The organism is Streptomyces sp. enrichment culture (assembly GCF_964273255.1).
In the GTDB taxonomy this organism is placed as follows: Bacteria; Actinomycetota; Actinomycetes; order Streptomycetales; family Streptomycetaceae; genus Streptomyces.
Genome location: NZ_OZ186835.1, coordinates 2,959,126 through 2,978,679 on the forward strand (window position 1 = coordinate 2,959,126; position 19,554 = coordinate 2,978,679).

At 74.6% G+C, this 19,554-nt stretch carries 16 protein-coding genes and 1 riboswitch; of the genes, 11 read left to right on the forward strand and 5 right to left on the reverse strand.

The features are described from left to right. The first annotated feature begins 481 nt into the window (after positions 1-481). Entirely contained in the window at positions 482-2,410 is a 1,929-nt protein-coding gene (locus tag ACSU53_RS12605) for a 2-oxoacid:acceptor oxidoreductase subunit alpha (protein WP_437027322.1), read from the forward strand. Then, a complete protein-coding gene (locus tag ACSU53_RS12610) occupies positions 2,403-3,512 on the forward strand; it encodes a 2-oxoacid:ferredoxin oxidoreductase subunit beta (protein ID WP_437027324.1) in 1,110 nt (369 codons plus the stop codon). Before ACSU53_RS12605 ends, ACSU53_RS12610 begins: the two co-directional genes overlap by 8 nt. 87 nt (positions 3,513-3,599) lie before the next feature. Here the strand turns inward: ACSU53_RS12610 and ACSU53_RS12615 are convergent, their stop codons facing one another. Further along, positions 3,600-3,980 (reverse strand): winged helix-turn-helix transcriptional regulator, encoded by a 381-nt coding sequence (locus tag ACSU53_RS12615; protein WP_437027326.1) that lies wholly within the window; start codon positions 3,978-3,980, stop codon positions 3,600-3,602. 98 nt (positions 3,981-4,078) lie between these two features. Between ACSU53_RS12615 and ACSU53_RS12620 the strand changes: the two genes are divergently transcribed. The 4 genes from ACSU53_RS12620 to ACSU53_RS12635 all read left to right on the forward strand — a co-directional run bounded on the left by ACSU53_RS12620 (position 4,079) and on the right by ACSU53_RS12635 (position 7,835). Further along, positions 4,079-4,933, forward strand: coding sequence for an SDR family oxidoreductase (locus ACSU53_RS12620; protein ID WP_437027328.1), 855 nt, complete (start codon positions 4,079-4,081; stop codon positions 4,931-4,933). 192 nt (positions 4,934-5,125) lie between these two features. After that, positions 5,126-6,190, forward strand: a complete 1,065-nt coding sequence (gene rarD / locus ACSU53_RS12625) for an EamA family transporter RarD (RefSeq protein WP_437027330.1) — start codon at positions 5,126-5,128, stop codon at positions 6,188-6,190. 36 nt (positions 6,191-6,226) lie between these two features. Next, entirely contained in the window at positions 6,227-6,703 is a 477-nt protein-coding gene (locus tag ACSU53_RS12630) for a VOC family protein (RefSeq protein WP_437027332.1), read from the forward strand. Positions 6,704-6,890: 187 nt separating this feature from the next. Next, the gene (locus ACSU53_RS12635) at positions 6,891-7,835 is read left to right on the forward strand and encodes a M28 family metallopeptidase (protein ID WP_437027334.1); all 945 of its coding nucleotides are present in this window, start codon (positions 6,891-6,893) and stop codon (positions 7,833-7,835) included. A 119-nt stretch (positions 7,836-7,954) separates the two neighbouring features. Here the strand turns inward: ACSU53_RS12635 and ACSU53_RS12640 are convergent, their stop codons facing one another. Then, positions 7,955-9,247 carry a tetratricopeptide repeat protein gene (locus tag ACSU53_RS12640; RefSeq protein WP_437027336.1) on the reverse strand — a complete coding sequence of 431 codons (1,293 nt, stop codon included), beginning with the start codon at positions 9,245-9,247 and terminating at the stop codon, positions 7,955-7,957. Positions 9,248-9,664: 417 nt separating this feature from the next. On the opposite strand from ACSU53_RS12640, the gene ACSU53_RS12645 reads away from it, so the two are divergent. Then, the gene (locus tag ACSU53_RS12645; protein WP_437033157.1) at positions 9,665-11,038 is read left to right on the forward strand and encodes an amidase family protein; all 1,374 of its coding nucleotides are present in this window, start codon (positions 9,665-9,667) and stop codon (positions 11,036-11,038) included. 24 nt (positions 11,039-11,062) lie between these two features. Here ACSU53_RS12645 and ACSU53_RS12650 read toward each other — a convergent pair whose 3' ends face one another. After that, the gene (locus ACSU53_RS12650; RefSeq protein ID WP_437027337.1) at positions 11,063-12,319 is read right to left on the reverse strand and encodes a LolA family protein; all 1,257 of its coding nucleotides are present in this window, start codon (positions 12,317-12,319) and stop codon (positions 11,063-11,065) included. Between the two features lie 253 nt (positions 12,320-12,572). Then, on the reverse strand, positions 12,573-13,583 hold the full coding sequence (locus tag ACSU53_RS12655) for a polyprenyl synthetase family protein (protein WP_437027339.1): 1,011 nt from the start codon (positions 13,581-13,583) through the stop codon (positions 12,573-12,575). Positions 13,584-14,139: 556 nt separating this feature from the next. Continuing rightward, positions 14,140-14,304: riboswitch (cyclic di-AMP (ydaO/yuaA leader) on the forward strand. A 3-nt stretch (positions 14,305-14,307) separates the two neighbouring features. On the opposite strand from ACSU53_RS12655, the gene ACSU53_RS12660 reads away from it, so the two are divergent. Next, positions 14,308-14,811 (forward strand): transglycosylase SLT domain-containing protein, encoded by a 504-nt coding sequence (locus ACSU53_RS12660; protein WP_437027341.1) that lies wholly within the window; start codon positions 14,308-14,310, stop codon positions 14,809-14,811. Here ACSU53_RS12660 and ACSU53_RS12665 read toward each other — a convergent pair. Further along, entirely contained in the window at positions 14,775-15,704 is a 930-nt protein-coding gene (locus ACSU53_RS12665; protein WP_437027342.1) for an HAD family hydrolase, read from the reverse strand. The genes ACSU53_RS12660 and ACSU53_RS12665 overlap by 37 nt on opposite strands. A gap of 271 nt (positions 15,705-15,975) precedes the next feature. Here ACSU53_RS12665 and ACSU53_RS12670 point away from each other — a divergent pair, with 271 nt between their 5' ends. The 3 genes from ACSU53_RS12670 (at position 15,976) to ACSU53_RS12680 (ending at position 19,385) form a co-directional block, all read left to right on the forward strand. Further along, positions 15,976-17,040: a GNAT family N-acetyltransferase gene (locus tag ACSU53_RS12670; RefSeq protein WP_437027344.1), complete on the forward strand. Its 1,065-nt coding sequence runs from the start codon at positions 15,976-15,978 to the stop codon at positions 17,038-17,040. 51 nt (positions 17,041-17,091) lie between these two features. Then, the gene (locus ACSU53_RS12675) at positions 17,092-18,516 is read left to right on the forward strand and encodes a glycosyltransferase (RefSeq protein WP_437027346.1); all 1,425 of its coding nucleotides are present in this window, start codon (positions 17,092-17,094) and stop codon (positions 18,514-18,516) included. A gap of 113 nt (positions 18,517-18,629) precedes the next feature. Continuing rightward, positions 18,630-19,385 carry a polysaccharide deacetylase family protein gene (locus ACSU53_RS12680; RefSeq protein WP_437033159.1) on the forward strand — a complete coding sequence of 252 codons (756 nt, stop codon included), beginning with the start codon at positions 18,630-18,632 and terminating at the stop codon, positions 19,383-19,385. Positions 19,386-19,554 lie beyond the last annotated feature (169 nt).

Genomic DNA, 19,554 nt, shown 5'->3' on the forward strand with positions numbered 1-19,554 from the left:
CGCTGGGGCCCGTCCCACCGCCCGACCGGTCCGCGTCACCGGCCCCGGACGGGCCGGGCCCCGGCCCGTGCCGCCCCCGCGGCGCCGCCGCCTCCTGATGCCCGGTGCCCACAATCCGGATTGCGGGCCGCTCCCGCCGGTACCCGGACGCCGGAGTTCACGGCACTGCCGCGACCGGCGCCGCCCCCCGGCGGACGCGCGCCCCCCCGTACGGGGGATTCCGGTGGCCGGAGCCGTACCGGTGCGGCCGGATCCGGACCGGCGCGGGAGGCGGCCGCGTCGTGGAGGCCAAGGGCGCGGGGGCCGGAAACCGGCGGTATTCAAGGGAAAAGAGGGGACACATCGGTACGCCGTAACGGGCCGCAATCGTGTCCAACATGCGAATGACTCAAGGAAGGCGACCCTTACGGACGTAGGGTTGATCCAGGGAGGGCCTGCGGGAGGGCCGTCCCGGACAGCCGCCTCGAGGAGGTCCAGTTCAGTGACCAGTCAGGTCAGCAGCCCAGCGGAGCAGGCCGACGGAGCAGTCGTAGGAGAGCAGCGCACAGCGGCGGGAGCGAAGGACGTCCGCCGGCTCGACCGGGTGATCATCAGGTTCGCGGGGGACTCGGGTGACGGCATGCAGCTCACCGGTGACCGCTTCACCTCCGAGACCGCGTCCTTCGGCAACGACCTGTCGACGCTGCCGAACTTCCCGGCGGAGATCCGGGCGCCCGCCGGCACGCTGCCGGGTGTCTCGTCCTTCCAGCTGCATTTCGCCGACCACGACATCCTGACCCCGGGTGACGCGCCGAACGTGCTGGTGGCGATGAACCCGGCCGCCCTGAAGGCGAACATCGGGGACCTGCCGCGCGGCGCGGAGATCATCGTCAACACGGACGAGTTCACCAAGCGGGCGATGGCCAAGGTCGGCTACGACAGCAACCCGCTGGAGGACGGCTCGCTCGACGGCTACCACCTCCATCCGGTGCCGCTGACGACGCTCACGGTCGAGGCGCTGAAGGAGTTCGACCTGAGCCGCAAGGAGGCCGAGCGCAGCAAGAACATGTTCGCGCTGGGCCTGCTGAGCTGGATGTACCACCGGCCCACCGAGGGCACCGAGCGGTTCCTGAAGTCGAAGTTCGCGAAGAAGCCGGACATCGCGGCGGCCAACATCGCGGCCTACCGGGCCGGCTGGAACTTCGGCGAGACGACCGAGGACTTCGCCGTCTCCTACGAGGTGGCTCCGGCGGCGACGGCGTTCCCGCCGGGTGTGTACCGGAACATCTCGGGGAACCTGGCGCTGGCGTACGGCCTGATCGCGGCGTCCCGGCAGGCGGACCTGCCGCTGTTCCTGGGCTCCTACCCGATCACCCCGGCCTCCGACATCCTGCACGAGCTCAGCCGCCACAAGAACTTCGGCGTGCGCACCTTCCAGGCGGAGGACGAGATCGCGGGCATCGGCGCCGCCCTCGGCGCGGCCTTCGGGGGTTCCCTCGCGGTCACGACGACGTCCGGTCCCGGGGTGGCGCTGAAGTCGGAGACGATCGGTCTGGCGGTGTCGCTGGAGCTGCCGCTGCTGATCGTGGACATCCAGCGCGGCGGCCCGTCGACGGGGCTGCCGACCAAGACCGAGCAAGCCGACCTGCTCCAGGCGATGTACGGGCGCAACGGCGAGGCCCCGGTCCCGGTGGTGGCACCGCGCACGCCGGCGGACTGCTTCGACGCGGCCCTGGAGGCGGCCCGGATCGCGCTGACCTACCGGACGCCCGTGTTCCTGCTGTCCGACGGCTACCTGGCCAACGGCTCGGAGCCCTGGCGGGTGCCGGACCTGGAGGAGCTGCCGGATCTCGGGGTGCAGTTCGCGCAGGGACCGAACCACACCACCGAGGACGGCACGGAGGTGTTCTGGCCGTACAAGCGGGACCCCGAGACGCTGGCCAGGCCGTGGGCGATCCCGGGCACCCCGGGCCTGGAGCACCGCATCGGCGGCATCGAGAAGCAGGACGGCACGGGCAACATCTCCTACGACCCGGCCAACCACGACTTCATGGTGCGCACCCGGCAGGCCAAGGTCGACGGCATCGACGTGCCCGACCTGGAGGTGGACGACCCGGACGGCGCGCGGACGCTGGTCCTGGGCTGGGGGTCGACGTACGGGCCGATCACGGCGGCCGTGCGGCGGCTGCGCAGAGCCGGCGAGGCGGTGGCGCAGGCGCACCTGCGGCACGTCAACCCCTTCCCGAAGAACCTCGGGGGCGTGCTGCGGTCGTACGACAAGGTGGTGGTCCCCGAGATGAACCTGGGCCAGCTGGCCACCCTGATCCGGGCGAAGTACCTGGTCGACGCCCAGTCCTACAACCAGGTCAACGGCATGCCGTTCAAGGCGGAGCAGCTCGCAACGGCTCTGAAGGAGGCCATCGATGGCTGAGACGTCCACACGAGGCGCGGGCACGGACACCGGCGCCGCCGCGGGCACGGGCACGATCGGGCCTCTCTCGCTCGTGCCGAAGGCCGAGGGCAAGCAGTCCATGAAGGATTTCAAGTCCGACCAGGAGGTGCGCTGGTGCCCGGGCTGCGGTGACTACGCCGTCCTCGCCGCCGTGCAGGGCTTCATGCCCGAACTCGGGCTGGCGCGGGAGAACATCGTCTTCGTCTCCGGCATCGGCTGCTCGTCCCGCTTCCCGTACTACATGAACACCTACGGGATGCACTCCATCCACGGCCGTGCCCCGGCCATCGCCACCGGTCTCGCGGCCTCCCGGCGCGACCTGAGCGTGTGGGTGGTGACGGGCGACGGCGACGCGCTGTCCATCGGCGGCAACCACCTGATCCACGCCCTGCGCCGCAACGTGAACCTGAAGATCCTGCTGTTCAACAACCGGATCTACGGTCTGACCAAGGGCCAGTACAGCCCGACCTCCGAGGTCGGCAAGATCACCAAGTCGACGCCGATGGGGTCGCTGGACGCCCCGTTCAACCCGGTGTCGCTGGCGCTCGGCGCGGAGGCGTCGTTCGTGGCCCGCACGGTCGACTCGGACCGCAAGCACCTCACCGAGGTGCTGCGCCAGGCCGCCGCCCACCCGGGCACGGCCCTGGTGGAGATCTACCAGAACTGCAACATCTTCAACGACGGCGCCTTCGAGGTCCTCAAGGACCGGCAGCAGGCCGAGGAGGCGGTGATCCGGCTGGAGCACGGGCAGCCGATCCGCTTCGGCAGCGAGGGCTCCAAGGGCGTCGTGCGGGACCGGGAGACGGGCGACCTCCGCATCGTGGCGGTGACGCCGGAGAACGAGGCCGACGTGCTGGTCCACGACGCGCACGCCGCGTCGCCGACCACCGCGTTCGCGCTGTCCCGGCTCGCCGACCCGGACACGCTGCACCACACCCCGATCGGGGTGCTGCGGTCCGTGGACCGCCCGGTCTACGACACGCTGATGTCCGACCAGCTCGACACCGCCGTCGAGCAGCACGGCAAGGGCGACCTCGCCGCCCTCCTCGCGGGCGGCGACACCTGGACCGTCGTCGGCTGACGGCGGCTCCTCGCGGCGCGCACCGGGGCCCGGACACCGAGCGTGTCCGGGCCCCGCGGCGTGTGCCGGGGCGGCCGGCCCGACGGCTCAGGACGCGCGGGCGTCGTCGTAGGCGCGCCGGGCGGCGAGCACGTCGGCGGTGCGCTTCTCGGTCCACCGGGCCAGCTCACGGACCTGTTCGGCGGCCTCGCGGCCCAGCCCGGTGAGGGAGTAGTCGACGCGGGGCGGGATGACGGGCCGGGCGTCGCGGTGCACCAGGCCGTCGCGCTCCAGCGTCTGGAGGGTCTGGGTGAGCATCTTCTCGCTGACCCGGCCGATGGCCCGGCGCAGTTCACTGAACCGGTGCGGCCGGTCCAGCAGATGGATCAGCACCAGCACACCCCAGCGGCTGGTCACGTGCTCCAGGATCAGGCGGTGCGGGCACATCGCTTCGGCCTCGTCGCGCCGGTCGCGGTTGCTTACCGTCATGCCAGTACCTTACTTCAAAGTGGGTACTTTCCTCTGGTTAGTGCCCCCCTTAGGGTGAGTGACGGAGCCACCCACCCCCGCACAAGGAGTCACGCACCATGAGCATCGTCGTCACCGGCGCCACCGGACACCTCGGCCGGCACGTCGTCGAGCAGCTGCTGGAGAAGGTCCCGGCCGAGCAGGTCACCGCCGTCGTCCGCAGCGCCGAGAAGGCCGCCGACCTCGCCGGGCGCGGGGTCCGGATCGCCGTCGCCGACTACAACGTCCCGGAGAGCCTCGACGGCGTCCTCACGGCCGGGGACAGGGTGCTGCTGATCTCCGGCAGCGAGGTGGACAAGGACCGGGTCGCCCAGCACCGGGTGGTGATCGACGCGGCCCGGACCGCCGGGGTCGCGCTGCTCGCCTACACCAGCGCGCCCGGCACGCTGACCGCCTCGCTCGCCGACGCCCACCGGGGCACCGAGGAGCTGCTGCGCGGCTCGGGCGTGCCGTACACGCTGCTGCGCAACAGCTGGTACCACGAGGTGTACACCGAGAACCTGGCGCCCGTGCTGGAGCACCGCGCGGTCGTCGCCGCCGCCGGTGACGGCCGGGTCTCCTCCGCCTCGCGCGCCGACTACGCGGCCGCCGCCGTCGCCGTCCTCACCGGCGAGGGCCACGAGAACCGGACCTACGAGCTGGGCGGCGACGAGGCGTGGAGCTTCGCCGAGTACGCGGCCGAGCTGAGCCGGCAGACCGGCGAGGAGATCGCCCACCGGCCGGTCACCGTCGAGGAGCTGACCGGCATCCTGACCGGTGCGGGTCTGCCCGGGCCGGTGGCCGCGATCTACGCGGGCGTGGACGCCTCCATCGCCCGGGGCGAGCTGGTCGTCGACAGCGGCGACCTGTCCCGCCTGACCGGCCGGCCGACCACCCCGCTGGCCGAGGCGATCGCCGTCGCGCTGAAGGGCTGACCGCCGAGCGGCCGCCCCCGGCATCCCGGCCCCGCTCCCGGCCGCCCGGCGCCCCCGGTAACGCCCGGCACCCCCGCCGTCATGACCGTATCGCGGTACGGGCATGACAGGTGGGGGTGCCGGGCGTTACCGTCGAACAGTCCGGGCGCGTCGCCCGGGCACGACAGACCGTCGGCGATCGAGGGAGGGCCAGTGACCGGGAAGCCGGCTGCCGAAGGGCGCGCAGGACTGCTGAACGGCTTCGCGGCCTATGGCATGTGGGGTCTGGTCCCCCTCTTCTGGCCGTTGCTGATACCCGCCGGAGCGGTGGAGATCCTCGCCCACCGGATGGTCTGGTCGCTGTTCTTCGTGGCCGCCGCCCTGCTCTTCATCCGCCGCTGGGCCTGGCTCGGCGAGCTGCTGCGGCAGCCGCGGCGGCTGGCGCTGGTCACCCTGGCGGCGACGGTCATCAGCCTGAACTGGGGCGTCTACATCTGGGCGGTCAACTCCGGGCACGTCGTCGAGGCGTCACTCGGCTACTTCATCAATCCGCTGGTCACCATCGCGATGGGCGTGCTGCTGCTGAAGGAGCGCCTGCGCCCGGCGCAGTGGGCGGCGGTCGGCGTCGGCGCCTGCGCGGTCGTCGTCCTCACCGTCGGCTACGGCCAGCCGCCGTGGATCTCCCTCTGCCTCGCCCTCTCCTTCGCCACGTACGGCCTGGTGAAGAAGAAGGTCGACCTCGGCGGGGTCGAGTCGCTGGCCGCCGAGAGCTCCATCCTGTTCCTGCCCGCGCTCGGCTACCTGGTGTGGCTGGGCAGCCGGGGTGACGCCACCTTCACCACCGAGGGCGCCGGGCATGTACTGCTGCTCGTCGCGTCCGGGCTGGTCACCGCCCTCCCGCTGGCCTGCTTCGGCGCGGCCGCCATCCGCGTCCCGCTGTCCACGCTGGGGCTGCTGCAGTACCTGACGCCGGTCCTGCAGTTCCTGCTCGGTGTCCTGTACTTCAAGGAGGCCATGCCGCCCGAGCGCTGGGCCGGGTTCGCGCTGGTGTGGCTGGCGCTCACGCTGCTCACCTGGGACGCGCTGCGCACCGCCCGCCGGACCGCACGCGCCCTCGCCGAGCACCGGGCCGACGCCGGAGGCACCGGCGGCCGGCGCACGGCGGCGCGCGCCCCGGAGCCGGAGGCGGTGCCGGCGGCGTCGGAGGCCGCCCCCGCGGCCGGCGCACCGCCGCGGACCGGTGCCACGCGGAGCGACACGGCCCGGTCCCGGACGTGACACGCGAAGCGGCGCCGGCGCGGTAGAACTGCCGGCATGACACAGACGCCGGCATCGCCCGTTCCCGTCCACTGGAAGCTGGTCATCGACGCGGGGGACCCCCACGCCCAGGCGGACTTCTGGGCCGCCGCCCTCGGTTACCTGGTCGAGGACAGCAGCGCCCTCATCGGACAGTTGCTCGCCTCCGGTGCCCTGCCCGCCGAGGCGGTGGTGGAGCACCACGGCCGCCACGCCTTCCGGGACCTGATCGGGGTGCGGCATCCCGACGACCCCTACCAGGAGGCGAGCGGCACGGGACTGGGCCGGCGGCTGCTCTTCCAGCGGGTTCCGGAGGCGAAGACGGCCAAGAACCGGCTGCACCTCGACCTCCACCCGGAACCGGCGGACCGCCGTGCGGAGGAGGTCCGCCGGCTGGAGGGGCTGGGCGCGCGGGTGCTGCGGGACGTACAGGGGCCCTCCGGGTCGTGGACCGTGATGACCGACCCGGAGTCCAACGAGTTCTGCGTGCACTGAGCACGCACGGCACCCGCCCGGGGCCCGACCGCCGCACCAGGGGCCCGCCGGCCTCCGGAATGTGTGAACGGGTGTCCTGATACCGCTCTTGACGGAGATTCAGTTCCGGCTTCACCATCCAGGCACCCCCACACCCAGGGGATGCCTGTGGACTCCCACGGGCTCACCCGAGGAACTCGGAGCCCCCATGAAGCTCTCCGTTTCCGTCCGTTCGGCGGCCGCCGGTGCCGTCGCCACCCTCACCCTGCTGGCCGGCGGCACCGCGTCCGCCGGCGCGGCCGCCGCCCCCACCGCGGCCGCCCCCGACATACCGGTGGCCAACGTCAAGGCGCACCTGTCCCAACTGCAGTCCATAGCCGCCGCCAACGGCGGCAACCGCGCCCACGGCCGCCCCGGCTACCAGGCGTCCCTCACCTACGTGAAGAACAAGCTGGACGCGGCCGGATTCACGACCCGGGTACAGCAGTTCACCGCTTCCGGGCGCACCGGCTACAACCTCATCGCCGACTGGCCCGGCGGCGACCCGGGGCACGTCCTGATGGCCGGGGCCCACCTCGACGGGGTCTCCTCCGGCCCCGGCATCAACGACAACGGTTCCGGCTCCGCCGCCGTCCTGGAGACCGCGCTCGCCGTCGCCCGGGCGGGGTACCAGCCCTCCAGCCATCTGCGCTTCGCCTGGTGGGGCGCCGAGGAACTGGGCCTGGTCGGCTCCCGGTACTACGTGGGCCGGCTGTCCTCCGCCGACCGCTCCCGCATCGACGGCTACCTGAACTTCGACATGATCGGCTCACCGAACCCCGGGTACTTCGTCTACGACGACGACCCGGTGATCGAGAAGACGTTCAAGGACTACTTCGCGGGCATCGGCGTCCCCACCGAGATCGAGACCGAGGGCGACGGCCGGTCGGACCACGCGTCGTTCAAGAACGCGGGCATCCCGGTCGGCGGCCTGTTCACCGGCGCGAGCCGGACCAAGACCGCGGCCCAGGCCGCGAAGTGGGGCGGCACGGCGGGCCGGGCGTTCGACCGCTGCTACCACTCCTCGTGCGACACCACGGCCAACATCGACGACACGGCCCTGAACCGCAACAGCGACGCGATCGCCCACACCGTCTGGGAGCTGTCGCAGTAGGGCGTGCGCGCGTCGTCCGGCAGGGCCGGGCGGGGCCCCGTCCGTCTCCGCCGGACGCGGCGCCCGTCCCTGCCCTGCCGGACGCGGGGCTCAGTCCTGCCGAGCCCCCGGGCCGGGGCTCAGTCCTGCCGGGCGCGGGCCCGGGTGTGCAGCCGGTCCATGCGGGCGCGGGCCAACTCCAGGGCGTCGGTCTCCGCCGCGGCCGGCCCCTCGTCGGCGGCGAGTTCCGTCCACAGGGCGAGGAGTTCCCGGCCGAGTTCCAGCCCCCGCAGCGGGTCGCGCACCGCCCGCCAGGCGGTGGCCGCGCCGTGGACGCTGCTGTAGGCGGCCTCGGCGTCCTGTGCCCGGCGGTGGAGCGCGGCGACGTCGAGGCAGGTGCGCAGGGCGGTCTCGGGACGCCCGGCCAAGTAGGCGACGTAGGCGGCGAGTTCCCGCACGCGGAGCACCTCGGGGTGCTCCGGTCCCAGGGTGGCCGTCGCCCCGGTCACGGTCTCCTCGGCCAGTTCCGCGGCCGGGTCGAGCCGGCCGTGCCGCACGGCGTCGCTGATCCGGGCCACCGGCTCGGCCAGGGGGCCGCCGTCGGACGGGCCGAAGGGCTCGGACCCGTCCCCCAGCACCGTCTCCGCCACCGCGTCGAACCCGCGGGGCGGGGCCGGCCGGCCGTCCGGGCCGGGGCTCCGCTCCGGGGAGGACCCCGGCGCCCGTCGGGGCCCGTCGTCGGCCACGACGGGGTGCGGCCTGGCGTCCATCACCGGGGGCGGACCGAAGGTGCCCGTGGGAGGCGCCACCGTGCCGAGCGGTACGGCCGCCCTGCCCGTGCCCCCGACCGGGAGCGGGGCCGGAGGACGCACCACGCCCGGGGCCGCCACGCCGTCGCGCGCCGGTGCGGGTGTGGTGGCCTGCGCCGGTGCGGGTGTGGTGGCCTGCGCCGGTGCGGGTGTGGTGGCCTGCGGCGGTGCGGAGGGGGCCGGGGGCGCGACGGGAGCGGAGGACGACGCGGGCATCGTCGGCGGCACGGATGCCGTGGTCGGCACAGGCGTCGTGGCGGGCACGGGCGGCGCAGGGGCAGCCGGTGCGTGTGCCGGGCGGGGGCCGGTCGGTACCGGGTCCGCGGTGAAGCGGCTGGAGCCGTCCGGCTCGACCCGGAGCGGCACGACGAAGCCGATGCGCTCGTCGCGGACGGTCGCCAGGACGGCGTGCCCGGCGGCGCGGGCCATGTGCTGGAGGCGGTTCAGGACGGCCTGCTGCAGTTCCTCCCCCGGTGCGGCGGTCACCGGCACCCCGTCGACCGTCGCGGTGGCGTCACCGGCCCCGGTGGCGGGGATGCGGACCTCGATCGGCTCGGCCGCACGGTGCGTCGTGTGCGCCGCCTGCTGCTGTTCCCGCTTCTTCTCGCGGCTGAGTCGCGCCATGGTCCCCTCATTCGGGTCGTACACCTACCGACCAGTCTGTCCGCCCTCCCCGGTTTCTCACGTCACCGCGTTGTCACAGGCTCGTCCCAAGGGCCGTCCGCACCCGTGCCGGGGCGACGGTGGACGGGGGCAGGAGTGGCCCGGGGACGCGGAGAGGCCGCAGCCACGGAGGAGCCGCAGGGCACGGAGGAGCCGCAGGGGCCGTCCGGGACGCGCGGGGCAGGACGCCGGCCGGGAGGGCTGCGGCATGATCGGCCCGGGGCGGGCACCGGCGGAGGGGCGGACACGGACATGGGACAGCGACCGGAGCAGCACGACGGCGGGGCGGTGACGCCGACGGGCCGTCCCGCCGGATCCTGGGCCGGAACGTCCTCACTCCCGGCCGGGGAGATCGCGCGGGCCGTGCGGGCGGGCCGGATGCGGGCGGTCGACGTGGTGGCGGAGGCGCTGGAGCGCATCGAGCGGGCCGACCCGGTGCTGTGCGCGTTCCTCGAGGTGTGGGCCGGCCAGGCGCTGCGGCGGGCGGCGGAGGTGGACGCGCGGGCGGCCGCGGACCGCGCCCGCGCGCACGGCACCGGCCGCCCGGACGGGTACGGCTCCCCCACGGGCCTGCCGCTGGCCGGGGTGCCGATCGCCGTGAAGGGGCGGCACGGGCTGCGCGCCGCCGGCGCGTTGCAGGCCGCCGGTGCCGTCGTGGTCGGCGCCACGTCCGTACCGGGACCGGGAACGCCCTGGCAGACCTGGGGGCGCGGCGCCCACGGCCGCACGGTCAACCCGTGGCGCACGGACCGCACTCCGGGCGGTTCCTCGGCCGGGGCGGCGGTGGCGGTGGCGGCGGGACTGGTGCCGCTGGCGACGGGCGGCGACGGGGCCGGTTCGGTGCGCCTCCCGGCGGCCTGGTGCGGCGTGGTCGGCCTCAAGGTCACCAACGGCCGCCTCCCGTCGTCCGACCGTACGGGTCTGGCGGCGCCCGGCGTCCTCGCCCGGACGGCGCGGGACGCGGCACTCTGGTGGCAGGTGGTGTCCGGAGCCGGGGGTGACGGCGGGAGCGTCGCCGCCGAGGACCCCGACGGCTCCCCGCCCGGCGGCCACGGTCCCCCGGCGCCGGACCGCGGCCCGGTCCCACCGCGGGCAGACCCGCCCGGCACAGGCGCGCACGGTCTCCCGGCCGTACCGCCGCGGCTCCCGGTGGACGCCGTCTGGTCGCCCGGCCTCGGCTTCGCCGACCCGGATCCCGAGCCGGTCGCGCTGGCCCGGAGTGCGGTGCGGCGGCTCGTCGACGCGGGGGTGGTGCGGCTGGTCCGGCCGCCCGTGGCCCCGCGGCTCCTGGACCCCGCCCCCGCCTGGCTCGCGCTGCGGGCAGCCGGAGCGACCCGGGGCGCGGCGGCAGGGGACGGGGCCGGGCGGGGGGACGACGAGAGGGCCGGTGCCGTGGAGCTGCGGCGGGAGAACGACCTGCGCATGGCCCGCCTGTTCGCCCGGGCCCCGCTGCTGCTCACGCCCACGGCGCCGACCGCCCCGCACGGTCACGAGGGCCCCGGTGACGTCTACTCGACCGCCCTCACCTGGGCGTTCAATCTGAGCGGACACCCGGCGCTGAGCCTCCCGGCGGGCGTCGGCGCCGACGGGTGTCCGGCGGGCCTGCAGCTGGTGGCACCGCACGGGCGGGAGGACCTGCTGCTGGCCGTGGCGCGGGCGGCGGAGCGGGCCGGTGCCACCGCCGCGCCGACGGCGAAGCCCGCCGGGACGGCCGGGCGGGGCCGGTCCCGGCGGGCCGGAACCAGCGGCTGATGCGCACCGGCTGCCCCGGACGGGCTACTTCGCCCCTTCGGCCGCCTTCACCAGGGCGTCCTTGGTGACCGCGCCGACGTAGACGGTGCCGTCCTCGGTGATCAGGGCGTTGATCAGGCGGGTGCTGAACACCGTGCCGGTGCCGAACTCGCCCTTGACCCGGTCGCCGAGAGAGCCGAGGAAGCCGTCCAGGTCGCTGCCGGTGCTCCCGGTGCCGTCGGCGGGCAGGCCCGGGCCGCCGGTGTCGAAGGTGGCGACGGAGTTCCAGCCCTCGCCGAGGACCTTCATGCCGTCCAGGCCCCCGGCCGGGCCGCCCTCGGACTCCGGCGCCTTCCCGGGCCGCCCGGCGTCCTTGCCGGAGTCCTTGCCGGCGTGCCGTTCGGCCTCCTTCTCCAGGTCGCCCTCCTCGGTCACCTCGGCGCCCTCGGGCGGGGTGAAGTCGAAGGTCGAGGCGGCGGGACGGTCGAAGCCGACCTTGGTGAAGCCGACGTCGACGACGGCCGCGCCGCCGCTCGCCGGGGTGAGCGTGAACTTCAGCGGCATGCCGGTCTCGTGGTCCACGGCGATGCTGATCGCGCCGACCGTGGAGCCGGACTGCCGGGGCTTGACGACCAGCTTGTAGGCGTCCCGGCCGGCCACCTGGGCGGTGCCGTCGACGGTCACGGACGTGGTGTCGTCGACCGCCTTCAGGGCCTCCTCGGCGAAGTCCTTGGGGGTGGCGGGCGGCCGGTGCTTCCCGCCGTCCTCGCCGGCCTCCTCGTCGACCGTGCCGTGGAAGACCTGGTCGGACTTGCTGTCGTAGCCCCAGACGTCCTTGCCGTTGTGGATGAGGCTGTACTCGTCGGAGCCGTCGAGGACCGACACCTTCTGCCGGTCCGGGCCGTCGACGGCGACGCGCAGCGTGTGCGTGCCGGAGGCCAGCTCGGTCAGCTTGGCGGACGGGTCGGCGGAGGAGCCGTCCCCGCCCTGGCCGAGCGCGCCCGAGGCGAGGCCGCTCTCCAGCCCCCCGAGGTCGGGCAGGCCGAGGTCGGTGGTCACCTTCACGGTGCCGGACAGCTGCTCCACGTCCGACTTCGCGATCTTCTCGATGAGCTGGGCGGCGGTGATCTCCGGCAGGTCGGGGTCACCGGAACTGGCGATGGCCGGCACGAGGCCGATGGTCGCGGCCGCCACCCCCATCACCGTGACCGGGACGACGTACCGGGCGGCCCTGCGGCGGGCCGGGCCGGGCTCGCCGGCCGGCGCCGTGGGCGTCCTGTCGTCGGATGCGTTCGGTGCCATGTGTGCCTTACCTCCTGGTCGGCGGCGGCTTGCGTCGCGTGCTGCGCACCTGTTCACCCCGAGCCGCCGTTCTCACCCGAATCGGTGAGGACTGGTGATGTCCGTCGTGTTCCATCTGACCAAACCGCAGCGGAGGATGCGTCAGACCGCGGACTCAACTCCGCGTACTGCTGGGGTATGACATGGGGGCGTCCCGGGGTCCGCCCACCCGTAGGGGTCGTCGGGGGCCGGGACGCGGCGGGGCGGGCCGGGGTCAGCCCGCCCGGTGCACCACGGCGTCGCACAGCTCCGTCAGGGCCGTCCTCGCCTCGCACTCCGGCAGCGGGGCCAGCACGGCACGCGCCTCCTGGGCGTAGCGGACGGTGTCCCGGCGCGCCTGCTCCAGGGCGGGGTGGGCGCGCAGCAGGCGCAGCGCCTCGGCGTGCCGGCCGTCGTCGGTGAGGTCGGAGTCGAGCAGTTCGCACAGGGCGAGGTCGTCGGCCAGTCCGAGCCGTGCCGCCCGCTCGCGCAGGCGCAGCACCGGCAGGGTGGCGACACCCTCGCGCAGGTCCGTGCCCGGGGTCTTGCCCGACTCGTGGGAGTCGGAGGCGATGTCCAGGACGTCGTCGGCGAGCTGGAAGGCGACGCCGAGGCGTTCGCCGTACTGGGTGAGCACGTCCACGACCGTCTCGTCGGCGCCGGACATCATGGCGCCGAACCGGCAGGAGACCGCGACCAGGGAGCCGGTCTTGCCGCCGAGCACGTCCAGGTAGTGCTCCACGGGGTCCCGGCCGTCCTGCGGGCCGGCGGTCTCCAGGATCTGCCCGGTGACCAGCCGCTCGAACGCCACGGCCTGCACGCGGACGGCCTCGGGCCCGAGGTCGGCCAGGATCTGCGAGGCCCGGGCGAAGAGGAAGTCGCCGGTGAGGACGGCGACGGAGTTGCCCCAGCGGGTGTTGGCGCTGGCGACCCCGCGCCGCACGGCGGCCTCGTCCATCACGTCGTCGTGGTAGAGCGTGGCCAGATGGGTCAGCTCCACCACCACGGCCGACGGCACGATGCCCGGCGCGTAGGGGTCGCCGAACTGGGCGGAGAGCATCACCAGCAGCGGCCGGAACCGCTTTCCGCCGGCCCGCACCAGGTGCTGGGCGGCCTCCGTGATGAAGGGGACCTCACTCTTGGTGGCCTCGAGAAGCCCTTCCTCGACAGCCGTCATCCCGGCCTGGACATCGGCTTCCAGAGCCTGGTCCCGCACGCTCAGCCCGAACGGCCCGACGACGGTCACGAGGGGTCTCCTGTCTGCTGGTGTCCACTGGCGTTTACACGGTTTGTCGATAGGTCGCTGCCATCACTCAAGTCAGCGTATCCGGTCATGTTTCGATCACCGCCAGGGCCCGGGGGTACGGGCCGGGCAGGAGGCGATCAGGACCGGCCCGATTTTGACCGGATGGCAGCAGGGGACATTGTCCGACTTTCCGGGGCGGATCGATGCGCGCTCCGGACCACACCTCGACATGCACACCATCCTGCCCGCCCCGACGCCCGATTTGCCGCAATTACCAAGTGAATTCCCCTTGGCGTGAAATGCTCCGGCGGGTGTCGGCCAGTGAGGTCGGTCACGCGCCACCGGGCACATGGACGACGGCCGCGGGCCGCCGGTTCCCCGTTGTCCGGTGGCGAGTTGAGCCGTGGCGACAGCAAAGGATCAAGTGGCGCAAACCGCCCATGTCAAGATCAAGCAGCGTTTACCGTGACGGCCGCACTTGTTCCCGGCGTGTGCTCTCGCATACGTTCCGGGCCGCCGGGCGGACGCCGAATCCTGCCGCCGCCCGCACCACCCATCGACGAACTCACTCACGCACGGCAGGAGCGGGGGACCCAGGTAAGTCGCCGGGCCGGCCACGCGCCGGAACGGCTCGGGGTGAAGCCGTGCCCGCAGAGGCACGGCCGGACACTCTCCCGTCCGAACCCGACAGCTCACCTCGCAGGCGTAGGAGAGGAACACAGACATGCCTGCATCCGGTCAGCTCCGCCGTCCCGGCGGCCGCCGTCTCGCCCGCGCCCTCGCCGTGGCCGGCACCGGCGTCGCCGTCGCCGCCCTCCCGCTGCTGGGCGCGTCCAGCGCCTCCGCGGCCACCCCGGCCGCCGCCCCGGCGGCCGCCCCGGCGGCCGCCACCGCGGCGACGGTGTACCCGGACAACCTCGACGGCTGGATCCGCGAGTCGCTGTCCGTCATGGCGCAGCACGGCATCCCCGGCTCCTACGAGGGCATCCACCGCAACATCATCCGCGAGTCCTCCGGCAACCCGCAGGCCATCAACCTGTGGGACTCCAACGCCGCCAAGGGCACCCCGTCCAAGGGCCTGCTCCAGGTCATCGACCCGACCTTCGCCGCCTACCACGTGCCCGGCACCGTCTACGACCCGTACGACCCGGTCGCCAACATCACCGCCGCCTGCAACTACGCGGCCGACCGCTACGGCTCCATCGACAACGTCTTCGGGGCGTACTGAGCCACCACCCTCCCCGCGGCGGGCGGGGACGGGACTCCCGGGGCGCAGGGGTGCGGCACGTGTTGGGGCACGTGCGGCGCCGCCCCCCGGCCGAACAGACGCTCGAGGACGACGGCCACGCCGTCGTCCTCGTTCGTCGTGGTGACCTCGTCGGCCACCGCCTTCAGCTCCGGGTGGGCGTTGGCCATCGCGACCCCGCGGGCCGCCCAGTCGAACATGGGGATGTCGTTGGGCATGTCGCCGAACGCGAGGGTGTCCGCCGGGCTCAGGCCCAGGTGCTCGGCCGCCAGCGCCAGGCCGGTGGCCTTGGTGATCCCGCACGGCTGGAGCTCCACCGTGCCCGGCCCCGACATGGTGACCGTGGCCAGTGAGCCGATCACCGAACGCGCCGTCGCCGCCAGCTCGTCGTCGGACAGCACCGGGTGGCGTAGCAGCACCTTGCTGATCGGCCGCTCCCACAGGTCCGCCCGCCGCTCCACCCGCACGGCGGGCAGCGTGGGGTGCGGCATCCGGTAGCCCGGCTCGATCAGCGTGAGCCCGTCGACCCCGTCCTGGTCCACGGCCGCGTACACCTCACCCGTCTCCGCCTCGATCTTGCCGAGCGCGGTCTCCGCGAGCTCCCGGTCCAGGGTCACCGACCACAGCAGCCGGTCCGTCCCGGCGTCGTACACCTGCGCGCCCTGCCCGCACACCGCGAGGCCCGTGCAGCCGAGGTCCTCCAGGAGGGGGCGCACCCGGGGGGCCGGCCGCCCCGTCACCACCAGATGCCGGGCACCGGCCCGCGCGGCCCGCGCGAGCGCGGCGAGGGTCCGGTCCGAGAGGGTGTCGTCGCCGCGCAGCAGCGTCCCGTCCAGGTCGGTGGCGATGAGTGAATATGCGGTGGGTGCGGCCATGATCAGAGAATACGGACAGCGCGGGTCCCCCCTTCACCACGTCCGCCCGCCCCGCACCGCGCACGGCCCCGCCGCACTCACCCGTCCCCCGCCGGCCGGCCGCCCCGCCGCCCGGCCGGACGGTCCCGGACCGTGCCCGGTCGTCGACGGTTTGTGCACCATGTGGCAATAGGACGGGACGCCACCTACCGGCCAGGGGGCGCCGACGGTACCTTCCAAGAGTCCAGGGGGGACTTGATCGGGGGGTCGGGTGAACAGTGGACGCACGCGTGTGCTGAGGCCGGAGGAGCTCGGCGAGGGGGAACGGGAACGCTGGCGCGCCCTGCGCGCCGCGGCGGACACACCGCGCAATCCGTTCATGGAACCGGAGTTCGCCACGGCCGTGGGGCGGGTCCGGCCGCGGGCCCGGGTCGCCGTGGTGTACGAGGGGGCGGAGCCGGCCGGTTTCCTGCCCTTCGAGCGGGGGCCGTGGGGGCAGGGGCGGGCGATCGCCCTGGGGGTGTCGGACTGCCAGGGGGCGGTCCTGGCGCCGGGGGCGGTCCCGGACGCGCGTGAACTGCTGCGCGCCTGCTCCCTGTCCAGCTTCGCCTTCGACAACCTGGAGGCGGACCAGCCGCTGTTCGTGCCGTACGCGGCCGAGGAGCACACCACCTACGTCATCGACATCGAGAAGGGCTACGAGACCTACGAGTCGGTGCTGCGCACGCAGTCGCCGAAGTTCCTGAAGACCACGCTGGCCAAGGAGCGCCGGCTCGGCCGCCAGGCCGGACCGGTCCGGTTCGTCTTCGACGAGCGCGACCCGGCCGCGCTGCGCACGCTCATGGAGTGGAAGTCGGCGCAGTACCGCAGGACGGGCCGGCGCGACCGGTTCGCGCAGGAGTGGATCGCCCTGCTGGTGGCCCGGCTCGCGGAGACCCGGGCCGCGCAGTGCACGGGCACGCTGTCGGTCCTCTACGCCGGCGGCCGTCCCGTCGCCGCGCACTTCGGCCTGCGCTCGGCCTCCGTGCTCGCCTGCTGGTTCCCGGCCTACGACCCGGGGTTCGCGAAGTACTCGCCCGGGCTGGTGCTGCACCTGCGGATGGCGGAGGCGGCGGCCGCCGAGGGCGTGGGCCTGCTCGACATGGGGCGCGGCCGGGCCGAGTACAAGGACTCGCTGAAGACCGGCGAACTCGCCGTCCACGAGGGCGCGGTGACCCGCCCGGGGGCGGGTGCGGCACTGCACTGGCTGAGCCGCGAGCCGGTGCGCCGCGCGCACGGCTTCGTCCGCGCCCGCCCGCGCCTGGCGTCGCTGGCGTCGCGGGCCCTGAGGGGCGCGGGCCGGCTGCGCCGGTCCTGAGGGGACCCGAGGAGGGGACCTGAGCGGTCTTCTGAGGAGGGGAGGGGACGCATGTCCCGCAGAACACGCACGACCCAGGAGGAGATCCGCCGCTTCCTGGCCATCGGCGCGGTCCAGGTCGCGGAGATGGACCTGCGCGGTGCCGACGTGGTCCTGAGACCCGGCCCCGGCAGCCCGCCGGTCCGGCACGGCGAGGTGTTCGCCCTGGTCCGCCGCGACGGCCGGCCGGTCGGGACGCTGCTGGGGCACGTCCCAGAGGGGGCCGACCCGCGGGCGGTGCTGGCCCGCCTCGCCCGCGACGCGGTGCCGGCCGCCGGCGCGACGGCCGGGGGACCCGCCGCCGTGACCGGGCCCGCCGCGGCGGGCGACGGCGGAGAGGCCGGGGGCGGGGCGGCGGCACCGCCGTGCACGACGGTCGTCGTGGCCACCCGGGAGCGCGCGGGGCAGCTGGCCCGGGCCCTGGACTCCCTGCTCGCCCAGGACCACCCCCGGTTCGAGGTCGTCGTCGTCGACAACGCGCCCGTGACCGACGGGACGCATGACCTGGTGCACGGCACGTACGGGGAGCGCGTGCGCTACGTGCGCGAGCCGGTCCCGGGGCTGGCGGTCGCCCACAACGCCGGGCTCGCGCGGGCACGGGGCGAGGTCGTCGCCTTCACGGACGACGACGTGGTCGCCGACCCGCGCTGGCTGACCGAGCTGACCGCGCCCTTCGCCGCCGACCCCCGGCTCGGCTGCACCACCGGCCTGATCCTGCCCGCCCGGCTGCGGACCCCGGCGCAGGTCCTGCTGGAGAGCCACGGCGGCTTCGCGAAGGGCTTCGCCCCGGCCACCTACGACCCGCAGGATCCGCCCCGCGACGAGCCGCTGTTCCCCTTCACCGCGGGCCGGTTCGGCTCGGGCGCCAACATGGCGTTCCGCGCCGAGGCCCTGCGGGAGGCCGGCGGTTTCGACCCGGCCACCGGCGCCGGGACACCCGCCCGCGGCGGGGACGACCTCTACGGCTTCGTCCGTGTCCTCGCCCAGGGCCACCGGCTGCACTACACGCCGTACGCGCTGGTGTGGCACCACCACCGGGAGACCTGGGCCGACCTGGAGACACAGGCGTACGGCTACGGCGCCGGGCTCACCGCCTACCTCACCGCGGTCCTGGTCAACCGCCCCGCGCTGCTGCCCGCGTTCCTCGCCCGGCTGCCGGGCGGGCTGGCCCACGCCCGGTCCCTGACCGCCGTGCGGGACACCGACGGCGGCGGCACCCCGGGCGCCCACGACACCCGCACCCATCCCTGGCCGCGCCGGCTGTCCCGGCTGCAGCGGCGGGGCATGCTGTACGGGCCGGTCGGCTACCTGCGGGCCCGCCGTGCCCTGCGGGGTCCCCGGGGCGGGGCGCCTGGCGCGGGTGTGGGTGTGGGTGTTGGCGTGGGTGCGGCTGCGGCTGTGGCTGCGGCTGCAGTTGCGGAGAGGAGAACGCGATGACGGCCTCGCCCCAGTGGTCCGGGGCGGGGGACCCCCGCCCGGAGGGCACCGCGCGGAGCGCGCCCGGGTCCGGCGGGAGCCCGGCGGTGCCGGTGTTCCTCTACCACGCCGTGATGGACGACCCGCCCGACTGGATCGCCGAGTTCACCGTCACACCGCGCCAGTTCGCCGCGCACCTGGACGCCGTGGTGGACAGCGGCCGCACCCCCGTCACCATCGGTGCCCTCGCCGACCACCTCGCCGGGCGCGCCCCGCTGCCGCCCCGGCCGGTGCTGCTCACCTTCGACGACGGGTTCGCCGACCTGCCCGGCCCGACCGCCGAGGCGCTCGCGGCACGGTCCCTGCCCGCCACCGCCTACCTCACCACCGGCGCCCTCGCCACGGGCGGCGGGAGCCTGCTGCCCCCCGCGCCGATGATGGGCCTGGACCGGGCGGCGGACCTGGAGGCCGCGGGCATGGAGGTCGGCAGCCACACGGTGACCCACGCCCAGCTGGACACCCTGACCACCCGCCGGCTCCGGGCCGAACTGGCCGACTCCAAGGCCGTACTGGAGGACGCCCTCGGCCACCCGGTGCCCCACCTCGCCTACCCGCACGGCTACAACAGCCCCTGGGTCAGGGCGATGACGGCCCGTGCCGGGTACGAGACGGCCACCGCGGTGCGGCACGCGCTCAGCTCGGGCCGGGACGAGCCGTACCGCATCGCCCGGCTCATCGTCCGCCGCACCCACACGCTCGCCGACGTCGAGGACTGGCTGGCGGGCCGGGGCGCACGGGTCGCCCCGTACCGGGACGGCCCGAAGACGGTCGGCTGGCGCTGGTACCGGCGGGCCCGGGCGGCGGTGCGCGGACCGGAGTTCCCGGGCTGACCCGGGCCGGGAGGCGCCGGGCGGCGGGAACGGGCCGACTCGGGCACCCGGGCCGGGAGGCGCCGGGCGGCCGGAAGGGGCCGACCCGGGTCCCGGACCGGATCCCGGACCCGGGCGGGCACCGCGTGCGGGCGGGTGCCGTACAGGGCCCGGGGGCCGGGCCGCGAGG

What these genes read in the sequence shown, in the direction of transcription:
- ACSU53_RS12650 (WP_437027337.1), bottom strand. Translation starts at nt 12,319, where the DNA reads ATGGCACCGAACGCATCCGACGACAGGACGCCCACGGCGCCGGCCGGC.
- ACSU53_RS12675 (WP_437027346.1), top strand. Translation starts at nt 17,092, where the DNA reads ATGTCCCGCAGAACACGCACGACCCAGGAGGAGATCCGCCGCTTCCTG.
- ACSU53_RS12615 (WP_437027326.1), bottom strand. Translation starts at nt 3,980, where the DNA reads ATGACGGTAAGCAACCGCGACCGGCGCGACGAGGCCGAAGCGATGTGC.
- ACSU53_RS12630 (WP_437027332.1), top strand. Translation starts at nt 6,227, where the DNA reads ATGACACAGACGCCGGCATCGCCCGTTCCCGTCCACTGGAAGCTGGTC.
- ACSU53_RS12665 (WP_437027342.1), bottom strand. Translation starts at nt 15,704, where the DNA reads ATGGCCGCACCCACCGCATATTCACTCATCGCCACCGACCTGGACGGG.
- ACSU53_RS12660 (WP_437027341.1), top strand. Translation starts at nt 14,308, where the DNA reads ATGCCTGCATCCGGTCAGCTCCGCCGTCCCGGCGGCCGCCGTCTCGCC.
- ACSU53_RS12645 (WP_437033157.1), top strand. Translation starts at nt 9,665, where the DNA reads ATGCGGGCGGTCGACGTGGTGGCGGAGGCGCTGGAGCGCATCGAGCGG.
- ACSU53_RS12610 (WP_437027324.1), top strand. Translation starts at nt 2,403, where the DNA reads ATGGCTGAGACGTCCACACGAGGCGCGGGCACGGACACCGGCGCCGCC.
- ACSU53_RS12620 (WP_437027328.1), top strand. Translation starts at nt 4,079, where the DNA reads ATGAGCATCGTCGTCACCGGCGCCACCGGACACCTCGGCCGGCACGTC.
- ACSU53_RS12680 (WP_437033159.1), top strand. Translation starts at nt 18,630, where the DNA reads ATGGACGACCCGCCCGACTGGATCGCCGAGTTCACCGTCACACCGCGC.
- ACSU53_RS12635 (WP_437027334.1), top strand. Translation starts at nt 6,891, where the DNA reads ATGAAGCTCTCCGTTTCCGTCCGTTCGGCGGCCGCCGGTGCCGTCGCC.
- ACSU53_RS12640 (WP_437027336.1), bottom strand. Translation starts at nt 9,247, where the DNA reads ATGGCGCGACTCAGCCGCGAGAAGAAGCGGGAACAGCAGCAGGCGGCG.